At 65.5% G+C, this 12,482-nt stretch carries 10 protein-coding genes; 7 read left to right on the top strand and 3 right to left on the bottom strand.

Annotated features, from left to right (window positions below; translation table 11 throughout):
* Window positions 1-179: 179 nt before the first annotated feature.
* The 3 genes from C8C95_RS05145 to C8C95_RS05135 form a co-directional block, all read right to left on the bottom strand.
* Window positions 180-1,970: an ATP-binding protein gene (locus tag C8C95_RS05145; protein ID WP_243415634.1), complete on the bottom strand. Its 1,791-nt coding sequence runs from the start codon at window positions 1,968-1,970 to the stop codon at window positions 180-182.
* A 459-nt stretch (window positions 1,971-2,429) separates the two neighbouring features.
* Complete coding sequence (locus C8C95_RS05140; protein ID WP_116747879.1) at window positions 2,430-3,869, bottom strand: aldehyde dehydrogenase family protein; 1,440 nt, start codon at window positions 3,867-3,869, stop codon at window positions 2,430-2,432.
* A gap of 309 nt (window positions 3,870-4,178) precedes the next feature.
* Window positions 4,179-4,907 (bottom strand): FadR/GntR family transcriptional regulator, encoded by a 729-nt coding sequence (locus C8C95_RS05135; protein WP_015015564.1) that lies wholly within the window; start codon window positions 4,905-4,907, stop codon window positions 4,179-4,181.
* A 122-nt stretch (window positions 4,908-5,029) separates the two neighbouring features.
* Here C8C95_RS05135 and C8C95_RS05130 point away from each other — a divergent pair, with 122 nt between their 5' ends.
* From C8C95_RS05130 to C8C95_RS05100, 7 genes are all read left to right on the top strand, one after another.
* Entirely contained in the window at window positions 5,030-5,848 is an 819-nt protein-coding gene (locus C8C95_RS05130) for an NAD(P)-dependent oxidoreductase (RefSeq protein WP_116747878.1), read from the top strand.
* Between the two features lie 8 nt (window positions 5,849-5,856).
* Window positions 5,857-6,738 (top strand): SMP-30/gluconolactonase/LRE family protein, encoded by an 882-nt coding sequence (locus C8C95_RS05125; protein WP_116747877.1) that lies wholly within the window; start codon window positions 5,857-5,859, stop codon window positions 6,736-6,738.
* 43 nt (window positions 6,739-6,781) lie between these two features.
* The gene (locus C8C95_RS05120; RefSeq protein ID WP_015015561.1) at window positions 6,782-7,759 is read left to right on the top strand and encodes a TRAP transporter substrate-binding protein; all 978 of its coding nucleotides are present in this window, start codon (window positions 6,782-6,784) and stop codon (window positions 7,757-7,759) included.
* Between the two features lie 73 nt (window positions 7,760-7,832).
* A complete protein-coding gene (locus C8C95_RS05115) occupies window positions 7,833-8,321 on the top strand; it encodes a TRAP transporter small permease (RefSeq protein WP_116747876.1) in 489 nt (162 codons plus the stop codon).
* Between the two features lie 204 nt (window positions 8,322-8,525).
* Window positions 8,526-9,818, top strand: a complete 1,293-nt coding sequence (locus C8C95_RS05110; RefSeq protein WP_056066169.1) for a TRAP transporter large permease — start codon at window positions 8,526-8,528, stop codon at window positions 9,816-9,818.
* 69 nt (window positions 9,819-9,887) lie between these two features.
* A complete protein-coding gene (gene garD / locus C8C95_RS05105; protein ID WP_116747875.1) occupies window positions 9,888-11,462 on the top strand; it encodes a galactarate dehydratase in 1,575 nt (524 codons plus the stop codon).
* A gap of 83 nt (window positions 11,463-11,545) precedes the next feature.
* The gene (locus C8C95_RS05100) at window positions 11,546-12,475 is read left to right on the top strand and encodes a DMT family transporter (RefSeq protein WP_116747874.1); all 930 of its coding nucleotides are present in this window, start codon (window positions 11,546-11,548) and stop codon (window positions 12,473-12,475) included.
* Window positions 12,476-12,482: the final 7 nt, after the last annotated feature.

The following is a 12,482-nucleotide window of genomic DNA, read 5'->3' as shown; positions in this document are numbered from 1 at the left end:
GGCTAAACCACAAATGCTTGGCCCAGCTCGCCCCGGGCTGGTTCGCTATCATCATGCTGGCGTGGGCAAGGCTGCATCATCGGCATTGCCGCTGTTGCCGGCGATTTGGCTCAGCCAGACGCTCCACAGGGAGCACTCATTCCTCGACGCCATAGCGCGCCTCACCAGTACGAACCTGCTTACTGAGGCTCAGTGCCCGGGTTGCGCGGCAGGGTCAGCGTAAAGCGCGCGCCTTGGCCTTCTGCGGATGACAGCGTGAGCGTGCCCCCCATCAGCACCGCCAACGCCCGCGACAGCGCCAGGCCCAATCCGGTGCCACCGTGCTGGTAGCTCACCTGGTCGTCGCCCTGGCGGAATTTTTCGAAGATCGTTTCGTGCAGGTACGCCGGAATGCCCGGGCCGGTGTCCACCACATGAAAGCGGACGGCGTCGTTGCTGGCATCCACTTCGATGGTGACCGAGCCTGCGGTCGTGAATTTCATGGCGTTGGACAGCAGGTTGTTGAGCACCTGCTTGAGCCGCAGTCCGTCGCACATCAAAGTGTGGGGGGCGTCAGGGGCAATGCGCACATGGAGCGCCAGGTTCTTGTTGGCGGCCGTGACGGCAAAGAAGTCGGCGGTGGACTGAACAATCTCGGCCACGTTCTGCTCGGTGGGCATGTGGGGCATGGCACCTGCTTCCACCTTGGCCAGGTCCAGGATCTCGGTGAGCAGGGCATTGAGGTGGTCGGCTGCCTTGCGGATCAGTCCCGCCTGCTCTTTGTATCGGGGCTGGTCCAGTCGCAGTTCCATCAGCTCGGCAAACCCCCGGATGCTGGTAAGCGGGGTGCGCAGCTCGTGCGACACAGCGGCCAGGAACTCGCTCTTGGCCTGGCTGGCAGAGCGGGCCTCGGCCTCGCTGATGCGCAAGGCGGCATTGGTGCTTTCGAGCTTGCGCACGCTGCGCACGAAGATGATCGCTGCACCCACCAGCGCCACACTGAACAGCGCCATGGTGAACAGGGCCACATTGCGGCTGGCGCGCCATTCCTGCAAGGCCTCGTCGGTGCTGGTGGCCACCACAACCAGCAAGGGGTATTCGCCCACGCGGCTGTAGGCATAGATGCGTTCGACGCCGTCGAGGCCGCTGGAACGCACGTAGTTGCCGTTGGCCCCCAGTTCGTCCATGTTGTTGTTGGCAGCACGTGCCACTACGCTGCCCATGCCTACGCTTTGCCCGCCCATGACGCGGGCGCGCACGGTGCTGTCGTTGCCGATGAGGGTCACCACCCCAATGCGCCCCAGCTGCACCCCCCGATAGACATCCTCAAAATAGCCGGGGTTCACGGAGGCCACCACCAGACCCGCGGTGCCGCTGTTGGCATCCGGGATCTTTCGCGATAGCTGGATGGTGGCCTTGCCAGAGACCTTGCCCACCACCGGCTTGCCGACAAACAGTCCATGGGGTGTCTGCTGCAGGCGTGTGGCCTCTGCCGCTTTCGGGTTCAGGTGCACCTGCACATGCTCGCGATCCGACAGATCGACATGGCCGGTTTTTTCGCCGGAGGGGTCGATGTTGCTGCCGACAAACCGGCCATCTGGCCCCACCAGCGAGAGCTGGGTCAGGATTTTGGGCGCCAGCCCGGTTTCGTTGGCAAACCGCGTGAAATCCGCCTTTTCAAAGTCGTTGGCCTGGACCGCGTCCCGCATGCGGATCGTGGCCTGGTCCACCGCTGCCATCACCCGCACGGTCTGTTCGCCCAGGCTCAGTGCCAGGTTGCTGTTCTGCCGGACCTGCGCGTTCATGGCGTCACGCCAGGACACATTCATCAGGATGGCCACCGTGGCCCAGGCCATCACCAGGACCAGGGCCGTGCCCCATGCCACCATGGTGCGCAGGGGCAGGCTGGACGCCCGCCTGTGCGGCGATGACGGGTCGTCGATGAGCGGACGCCCAGCGGGGCTTGCGGAGGGGGATGCAGGAGCCGTCATGGGCGGGTGTTTCAAAACGCAACTGCAGCCATCATAGGCGCGCGGCCCGCCCTGGTCACGGGCGGACGATGGGTGCGGGAGGTTCATGCAACGGTGTGGCAGGGCCGTGTCATCCCGCTACCGCGCTGGTCAGGCGCACTGCCGCACGGCGCAGGCAGTGCCCAACCGACACAACGTCCCACCACAGGTGACGCCCCTGGCAGAGGCGCCCAGTCTCTGCCGCGCAAGGGAGTCCCCAGGTTTTGCAGGGGGCATTGGTGAATCACATATGCTATAAATAGTGTAGCAATATATGCATGATTCACCTGCGCTTGCCGCCATTTTGGCTGTAAATCCATGCCAAACGGCATTGCGGGGCGGGCACAGGGTTGCGCTGGCGCCCTGTCCAGTCGCCTTGGGACGTCGCGGCTGGTGCGGGCGCCTGTGTCAGGCCTGCATCAGGCCTGGCTCAGGCTTGCATCAGGCCTGGGTATAGGCCGTCTTTACCGTGGTGTAGAACTCTGCCGCGTAGCGCCCCTGCTCGCGCGGGCCGTAGCTGCTGCTCTTGCGGCCGCCGAATGGCACGTGGTAGTCCACGCCCGCTGTGGGCAGGTTCACCATCACCATGCCGGCCTGGGCGTGGCGCTTGAAGTGTGTGGCGTGCTTGAGGCTGGTGGTGGCAATGCCGCTGGCCAGACCGAAGGGCGTGTCATTGGCCAGAGTCAGCGCCTCTTCGTAGTTCTTGGCGCGCAACACGCTCACCACGGGGCCGAAGATTTCTTCGCGGTTGATGCGCATGCCGGGCGTGGTCTCTGTGAACAGGGCGGGGCGCAGGTAGTAGCCAGGGGCGCCGTCGGCGTTCTTCTCCAGTGCTTCGCCGCCAAAGGCCAGCTTGGCGCCTTCCTGCTGGCCGATGCCGATGTATTCCAGGTCTTGTGCGAGCTGGCGGTCGTCCACCACGGGGCCGATGTCGGTGCCGGTCTTGCGGGCGTCATCCACCTTCAGGGTCTTCATCTTTTCGACCATGGCGGCCACGAAGCGGTCGTGGATGCCTTCGGTCACGATCACGCGGCTGCTGGCGGTGCAGCGCTGGCCGGTGGAGAAGAAGCCGCTGTTGATGGCCGCGCCCACGGCCACGTTCAGGTCCGCGTCGTCCAGCACCACAAACGGGTTCTTGCCGCCCATCTCCAGCTGCACCTTGGCGCCACGTGGCACGCAGGCCGCTGCCACGCGCTGACCGGTGCCGACCGAGCCAGTAAAGCTCACGCCCGCAATGCGCTCGTCTTCGAGCAGCACGGCGCCCACGTCCGAACCCCGGCCCATCACCAAGTTGAACACACCAGCGGGCAGGCCCGCACGGTGCAGGATGTCAGCCAGCGCCCAGGCAGAGCCGGGCACCACCTCGGCGGGCTTGAACACCACCGTGTTGCCGTAGGCCAATGCGGGCGCGATCTTCCAGGCCGGGATGGCGATGGGGAAGTTCCACGGCGTGATGATGCCGATGGTGCCCAGCGGCTCGCGTGTGATCTCAATGCCCACGCCAGGGCGCACGGACGGGATCATCTCGCCACCGGGGCGCAGCGCCTCGCCGGCAAAGAACTTGAAGATGGCGGCGGCGCGGCCCACTTCGCCAATCGCTTCGGGCAGGGTCTTGCCTTCTTCGCGGGCCAGCAGGTCGCCCAGCTCGGCCTTGCGGGCGATGATCTCGTTGCCCACCGCGTCCAGGATGTCAAAGCGCTGCTGGGGCGTGGACAGGCTCCATGCCGGAAAGGCCGCGTGCGCTGCGGCCACAGCGTCCAGCGCCTGCTCGCGGCTGGCCACGGCGTAGTCGCCGATCACGTCGCGTGTGTCGGAGGGGTTGGTGTTCTGGTACTTGCGGACGCCTTCGGTCCAGTTGCCGGCGATCAGGTTTGCGTGCATGGCGGTGGTGGTGTGAAAGGGTGGGTGGTTGAAGAAAGTCGAATCAAAGCACTGAGGCCAGGACGGCGTGACCGAGAGCGCTGTCCGCTGCGGGCGGCGTCCATCCAGGCCACTTGGGGTACCAATGCGGGGCAATGGTGGATTTGTTGTATGTCATCGTACAACATAAGCACATCTTTGGGCACTTCGGGTAACTACTCATGGGATCACTCCCTGCCGTCTGGGCCCTCTGGGCCTGTCTGGCTCATCGGACCCACAGGGCGGCAGGTCGGCGTGCAGGGTGGGCGGCATTGCCGGGTCCCCCGGACTTCAGCCGGCCTCGGCCTGCGCGCGCCGGCGGCGTTCGCGGCTGTTGGCCAGGTGGGTGCGCATGGCCGCGCGGGCGGCGTCGGGGTCCTGGCCGACGATGGCGTCGTAGATGCTTTCGTGCTCGCCATTCACGCGGCGCAGGTACTGCCTGCGCTCGTCATTGGGGGCCTCCACCGAATCCAGCCGCGCTCGCGGAATGATCATGCTGCCCAGCGTGCCCATCAGCTCGGCAAAGTGGCTGTTCTGCGTGGCGCGTGCGATCTCCAGGTGGAACTGAAAGTCCGCCGCCACCGCGTCGCGCCCGGCGTCCACGGCTGCTGCCACGGCGTCCAGCGCCTCGCGCATCGTCTTGAGGTTGGCGGGGGTGCGGCGCTGCGCCGCCAGCGCGGCGGCCTCGGTTTCCACGCCGATGCGCAGCTCCAGCACGGCAATCACATCGCGCAGGGTGCTGAACTGGTCGGGGGTGATCTTGAAGCCCGGGGCCTGCCCGAGACCCAGCACAAACGTGCCGATGCCATGCCGTGTCTCCACCAGGCCGGACGCCTGCAGCTTGGAAATGGCCTCGCGCACCACCGTGCGGCTGACGTTGAACTCGGCCATGATCGCGGCCTCGGTGGGCAGCTTGTCGCCCAGTGCCAGGCGCCCGTCGCGGATGCGGTCACCCAGGGAGTCCACCAGCTCCAGGGCCAGGGTGCGGGGCTTGCGGCGTGGGGCAATGTCGGTGCTCATGTCTCGGTGTTATCCCTATGTGTTGGACGGGTTGAAAGGAGTACATTGCCTCCTCGTTGTATGACAACTGATGACGTTCAACCACTTGTAACGCCACTGTACCAAGAACCTCCGCAAAAGCCATGCCCTGTCACCCGACACCGATCCGTTTTCAACGCTTGTTATTGACCGGGGCCGCTGGCGGACTGGGGCGCGAATTGCGCACGCGCCTGAAGGCGTACTGCACCACCTTGCGCCTGTCCGACATCGCCGACCTGGGCAGCGAGGCGCCGGGCGAAGAACTGCGCCCCGCGCGGCTGGAAGACGCCAGTGCCATGTTGCCGCTGCTCGAAGGGGTGGACGCCGTGGTGCACCTGGGGGGCGTGTCCACCGAGCAGCCCTGGGACCCCATCCTGCAGGCCAACATCGTGGGGGCGTACAACCTCTATGAGGCCGTTCGCAAGCAAGGCGTCAAGCGCGTGGTGTTTGCCAGCTCCAACCATGTGACCGGCTTTTACCGCCAGGACGAAGTGGTGGGTCTGCGCGACCCGGCGCGGCCCGATGGCCTGTATGGCCTGTCCAAGGCGTTTGGCGAGGACCTCTCACGCTTATACTTTGACCGCTACGGCATCGAAACCGTATGCCTGCGCATCGGCTCCTCCTTCCCCGAGCCGCGCAACCGCCGCATGCTGGCCACGTGGATGAGCTACGACGACCTGGAGCGCCTGGTGGTGGCCAGCCTCACGGCGCCGGTGGTAGGCCACAGCATCATCTATGGCATGGGCGACAACACCACCACTTGGTGGGACAACACACTCGCCCGCCACATTGGCTACCGCCCGCAAGACAGCTCCGAGCCCTTCCGTGCCAAGGTAGAGGCCGCAGACCCGCAGCCCGACCTGACCGACCCGGCCGTGATCTTCCAGGGCGGGCCGTTTGTGCGCACCGGTCCGTTCGAGTGAGCGAGCCGATGGAACTCTTGCTGCCTCACCACCAGGACCAGGTGGGCGAAAGCCCGCTGTGGAGCCCAGCCGAGCAGGCGCTGTACTGGGTGGACATTGAAGGCCGCGCGCTGCGCCGCCTGCGCTGGGCCGACCGGCAACTGAGGAGCTGGACGACCCCTGAGCGGCTGGCCTGTATTGCGCTGCATGCGAGCGGTGGGCTCATCGCTGGCATGGACACCGGTGTCTTCCACCTGCAGCCTGCCGACGACGGCACATTGGTCTGCACCCTTATCTCTGCCGTGCAGCACCCGCAAGCCGGCATGCGCTTCAACGACGGCCGCTGTGACCGCCAGGGGCGCTTCTGGGCTGGCACCATGGTGCGCGACATGTCGCTGGCCCAGCCTGCGGGCGGCCTGTACCGGCAGGATGCACGTGGCCTCTCGGCGCCGCAGGTGCAGGGCCTGGTCACCCAGAACGGCCTGGCCTTCAGCCCCGATGGCGCCACCATGTACCTCAGCGACAGCCACCCCAGTGTGCAGAAAATCTGGTCGCTGGACCTGCACGACGATGGCAGCCTGGGGCCGCGCCGCGAGTTCGTGGACATGCGTGAACTGCCGGGCCGGCCCGACGGCGCTGCCATCGACACCGACGGTTGCTACTGGATCTGCGCCAACGATGCAGGCCTGGTGCATCGCTTCACGCCATCGGGCGTGCTGGACCGCTCGCTGGCCGTGCCGGTCAGCAAGCCCTCGATGTGCAGCTTTGGCGGGCCCGACATGGACCTGCTGTTCATCACCTCCATCCGCCCCGGCCAGCCGCAGGGCAACGATGCAGCCCACGGCGGCGCGGTCTTCGTGACCCGCCCGGGCGCCCAAGGGCTCGCAGAAGCCCCGTACCAGAGCGCGTGAGCGCGGCGCGCCAACCCCCATTCAACCCAGGAGACAAAGCACCATGAACGTTCCACACCTCTTTGGCCGCGTGGCCATCGCCGCCGGCATCCTGCTCGGCAGCCTGGCCGCGCAGGCCACCGAGTTCCGCTCGTCCGACATCCACCCCGAGGACTACCCCACCGTGCTGGCCGTGCGCCACATGGGCGAGACGCTGTCCAAGGCCACCGGCGGCAAGCACAGCATCAAGGTGTACGCCAAGGGCTCGCTCGGCATCGAGAAGGACACCATCGAGCAGACCAAACTGGGCGCCATCGCCATGACGCGCGTGAACGTCGCGCCCATGAACAACATCTGCCCCGCCACCATGGTGCCCACCATGCCCTTCCTGTTCCGCGACAAGGAGCACATGCGCAAGGTGCTGGACGGCGCCATCGGCGACGAGATCCTGAAGGACTGCGAATCGCAGGGCTTTGTGGGCCTGGCGTTCTATGACTCCGGCGCACGCTCGATCTACACCGTCAAGAAGCCCATTAAGACCCTGGCCGACGTGAAGGGCCTGAAGGTGCGCGTGCAGCAGAGCGACCTGTGGGTCTCGCTGCTGGAAGCCATGGGCGCCAACGCCACCCCCATGCCCTTTGGTGAGGTGTACACCGCGCTCAAGACGGGCCTGGTGGACGCCGCCGAGAACAACTACCCCAGCTACGAAAGCTCGCGCCATTTCGAAGTGGCCAAGTACTTCAACAAGACCGAGCACTCGATGGCGCCCGAGATCCTGCTGTTCAGCAAGCGCGTCTGGGACAAGCTGAGCGCCGACGAGCAAAAGGCGATCCGCGCAGCCGCGAAGGAGTCGGTGGTGTACATGCGCAAGCTCTGGGACGAGCGGGAGGAGAAGTCGCTGGCCGTCGTCAAGGCCGGTGGCGCTGACATCGTGGAAGTGGACAAGGCGCCCTTCAAGGCGGCCATGAAGCCGGTGTACGACAAGTTCCTGAAGGACCCCAAGCTCCAGGACATGGTCAAGCGCATCGACGCGGTCCAGTGAACCTGGCCATCCCTGCCGCAGGGCCCGACGCCCGGCTGCAGGTTTCTTTGTTTGTCTTCTGAATGTTCCTTCTATGTACACGCGACTCTGTGCCTTCATCGCGCGCATCTGCCTGAAGCTTGGCGTGGGGGGGCTTGTCCTCCTGGTGTGCGCCGTGCTCTACCAGGTCATCGGCCGCTACATCTTCAACGACACACCCACCTGGGCCGAGAGCGGCGCGGTGCTGCTGGTGCTGTACGTGACCATGCTGGGCATGGCCGTGGGTGTGCGTGACGCGGGCCACATCGGCCTGGAATCCTTCCTGGTGCTGGCGCCCGACTGGCTGCGCACCAAGCTCGAGTTGCTGATCCATGCCCTCGTGCTGCTGTTCGGCATCGTCATGGCCTGGAACTGCGGTGTGCTGGCTGAATCCGTGGCGCCTTACAAGATTCCCACGCTGGGCATCTCCGAAGCCTTCAAGTACGTGCCGCCCGCCATGGCCGGCGTGCTGGTGGCCATGTTCTCGCTGGAGCACATCATCGCCATCCTGCGTGGCGTTGAAGTCGAGCCTGCCTGGCACTAAAGAGACTGGGAATCCCTTGTCCATGCCCGCCTTGCACGCCAAAACGCCCCGGCTCGCCGTTGCAAATGCTCGCCATAGCGCTGGCTATGGCTGCGCTTTGCGCCTAGATCCGGAGCGTTGTGGCGCGCCTTTCGGGCACGACCAAGGAATTCCCAGCCTCTAAGCCCGCTCCTTAAACGTCTTCATAAAAATTCCATCACCATCATGGCGTTGACCATCCTGTGCGTGAGCTTCACGCTGCTGCTGCTGCTGGGCGTGCCCGTGGCCTTCTCGATCGGCCTGTCCTCGCTGGCCACCATCCTGTACGAAGGCCTGCCGCTGGCCGTGGGCTTCCAGCAGATGATTTCGGGCATGAACCCGTTCTCGTTCCTGGCGATCCCGTTCTTCATCTTCGCGGGCGAGATCATGATGTATGGCGGCATTGCCGACCGCATCGTCAACTTTGCCAAGAGCGTGGCGGGCCATGTGCGTGGCGGCCTGGGCATGAGCAATGTGCTGGCCTGCACGCTGTTTGGCGGCGTCTCGGGCTCGCCGGTGGCCGACGTGTCCGCCATGGGCGCGGTGCTCATTCCGCAGATGAAGAAAGAGGGCTACCACGCCGACTACGCGGTGAACGTGACCACGCACGCCTCGCTGGTAGGCGCGCTCATGCCCACGTCGCACAACCTGATCATCTTCACGCTGGCTGCTGGGGGCAAGGTGAGCATTGCGGCGCTGATCCTCGCGGGCATCGTGCCGGCCCTGCTGCTGACCATCTGCAATCTGGCAGCCGCTTACTTTGTGGCCGTCAAGCGCGGCTACCCCGCCGGCACCTTCCCGGGCTGGGAGATTGTGTGGATCTCGTTCCGCGCCTCGGTGCCCGGCCTGGCGGTGGTGGTCATCATCATCGCGGGCATTTTGTCGGGGGCGTTCACCGCCACCGAGTCGGCGTCGGTGGCGGTGCTGTGGGCGTTGATCCTTTCGGTCTTCGTCTACAAAAAGCTCACGCGCGAGCAGTTCCTCAAGGCCGCGTCCAAGGCCGTCAAGACCACGGGCACGGTGCTGCTGCTCATTGGCATCTCGTCCATGTTCGGCTACCTCATCGGCCTGTACGGCGTGGCTGAGCTCACCGGCGATGCGCTCAAGTCCATGAGCACCTCGCCCTGGGTGATCTTCCTGTCGGTGAACATCATCCTGTTCGTGCTGGGCACCTTTCTCGACATGGCGGCCACCATCCTCATCTGCACGCCCATCTTTTTGCCCATCTGCCAGCAGTTCGGCATGAGTACCGAGCAGTTCGGCATCGTCATGCTCATCAACTGCGCTCTGGGCCTGAACACGCCACCCGTGGGCACCACCCAGTTCATCGGCTGCACCATCGGGGGCGTGTCGGTGGGTGAGGTGATGAAGACCATCTGGCCGTTCTACAGTGCGCTCATCGTGGCGCTGATGCTGGTGACCTATGTGCCCCAGTTTTCGATGTGGCTGCCAGACCTGGTGCTCAAGGGAGGCGGCTGACCCGGCGGGAGTGATGGCTCTGCCACTGCGTGGAGCGAAACCGGCATACCTTGTGAATTGAACGGACTTATGCGACAAGCTCTCACCATCCGCATGCACGCGGATGACAACGTCGCCATCGTCGCCAACGACGGTGGCCTGCCTGCAGGCACCCTGCTGCCAGCCGGTGTGCCGGGCGCAGGCATCACGCTGCGCGACAAGGTGCCGCAGGGCCACAAGGTGGCGCTGGCAGACATCCCTGAAGGCGGCGTGGTGCGCCGCTACAACGTGCCCATCGGCTATGCGCTCAAAGACATCGCAGCCGGCAGCTGGGTACACGAGCGCCTGCTGCAGATGCCCTCGGCCCGAGCGCTCGAAGGCCTGCCCATGGCCACCGTGAAGCCCCCGGTGCTCGAACCCCTCACGGGCTACACCTTCGAGGGTTATCGCAATGCCGATGGCTCGGTGGGCACGCGCAACATTTTGGCCATCACCACCACCGTGCAGTGCGTGGCCGGCGTGGTGGCGCAGGCCGTGCGCCGCATCAAGGCCGAGCTGCTGCCTCTGTACCCCCATGTGGATGACGTGATCGGCCTGGAGCACACCTATGGCTGCGGCGTGGCCATTGATGCACCCGACGCCATCATCCCCATCCGCACGCTGCGCAACATCAGCCTCAACCCCAACTTTGGGGGCGAGGTCATGGTGGTGAGCCTGGGCTGCGAAAAGCTTCAGCCCGACCGCCTTCTGCCCCCGGGCAGCTTCCCCATCACCGACGAGCGCGACGCGGCGCTGGGCCCCGAGACGGTGTGCTTGCAGGCCGACGAGCATGTGGGCTTCATGTCCATGCTCGACCACATCGTGCAAAGCGCGCGGCCCCACCTGGAGCGCCTGAACGCCCGCCGCCGCGAGACCATACCCGCCAGCGAGCTGGTGCTGGGTGTGCAGTGCGGTGGCAGCGATGCGTTCTCCGGCGTCACCGCCAACCCGGCCGTGGGCTTCTGCGCCGACCTGCTGGTGCGCGCGGGCGCCACCGTGATGTTCAGCGAGAACACCGAAGTGCGCGACGCCGTGGAGCAGCTCACCAGCCGGGCTGCCACGCCCGAAGTGGCCGAATCCATCGTGCGCGAGCTGGGCTGGTACGACCGTTATCTGGACCGGGGCCGTGTGGATCGCGCGGCCAACACCACGCCGGGCAACAAGGCAGGTGGACTGTCCAACATCGCCGAAAAGGCCATGGGCTCCATCATCAAGAGCGGCACCGCGCCCATTGCGCACGTGCTGTCTCCGGGCGAGAAGCTGCGCCCAGGCCAGCGCGGCCTGGTGTATGCCGCCACGCCCGCCAGCGACTTCATCTGCGGCACGCTGCAACTGGCTGCGGGCATGAACCTGCATGTGTTCACCACGGGCCGGGGCACGCCCTACGGCCTGGCTGAATGCCCGGTGGTCAAGGTGGCCACGCGCACTGACCTGGCGCGCCTCTGGCACGACCTCATGGACATCAATGCCGGCAAGATCGCTGATGGCGAGGCCACCATCGAAGACCTGGGCTGGGAGATGTTCCACCTGCTGCTCGACGTGGCCAGCGGCCGCAAGAAGACCTGGGCCGAGCAATGGCAGCTGCACAACGCGCTGGTGCTTTTCAACCCGGCGCCGGTGACCTGAAGTTTTAGGGGCTATGGCCCCTTGTGTTTCCCCTCCAACAGCCCTTGCCTGCAAGGGCTGTTGTCCTTGAAAGACTACATCTCATGGGGCATTCCCGATTTTCCGACCGCAAGGTCGTGGTGGCGCTGGCGCTGCTGTGCTGCCTGCTTTGGGGCAGCTCGTACCCGGCCATCAAGACCGGCTACGCCTGGTTTGGCATCGCCCGCAATGACATCCCCACGCAGCTCGTATTCGCAGGCTGGCGGTTTCTGGGCGCAGGACTGATCCTGCTGGCCTGGGCCGTGGCCACGCGCAAGGCCATCTGGGGCCTGGGGCCCGGGGCAGGGCGCCAGCTGGTGGTGCTGGGCCTGGCGCAGACCACGCTGCAGTACGTGTTCTTCTACGTGGGCCTGGCGCGCACCACGGGCGTCAAGGGCTCCATCATGAATGCCACGGGTACGTTTTTCAGCGTGTTGCTGGCGCACTGGGTGTATCACAACGACCGCCTGAGCCATGCCAAGCTCTGGGGCTGCCTGGTGGGCTTTGCGGGCGTGATGGTGGTGAACCTGGGGCGTGGCACGCTGGACCTGGACTTCACGCTGCTGGGCGAGGGCTTTGTGGTCATCGCTGCCTTGGTGCTGGCCGCAGCCAGCATCTACGGCAAGCAGGTGTCGCAGCGCATGGACTCGGTGGTGATGACGGGCTGGCAACTCGGCCTGGGCGGTGTGGCGCTGCTGGCCATCGGCTGGGCGCTGGGGGGCTCGATCACGGGTTTCACCGCGGGCTCGACCGTGCTGCTGGTGTATCTGGCGCTGCTATCGTCGGCCGCTTTTTCGCTGTGGAGCATCCTGCTCAAGCACAACCGGGTGAGTCAGGTCACGGTGTTCAACTTCACCGTGCCGATCTTTGGCGCGGCGTTGTCGGCGCTGTTTTTGGGCGAGGCACTGTGGGAGTGGAAAAACCTGCTGGCCCTGGTGCTGGTGTGTGTGGGCATCTGGCTCGTCACGCGTGATACGGCCAGTGCCACCAAATAGACTCGGC

It is taken from the genome of Acidovorax sp. 99 (assembly GCF_003096455.1).
Taxonomy (GTDB): Bacteria; Pseudomonadota; Gammaproteobacteria; order Burkholderiales; family Burkholderiaceae_C; genus Acidovorax; species Acidovorax delafieldii.
The sequence above is the reverse complement of the archived record's forward strand: the minus strand, read 5'-3'. Positions and strand labels throughout refer to the sequence as shown.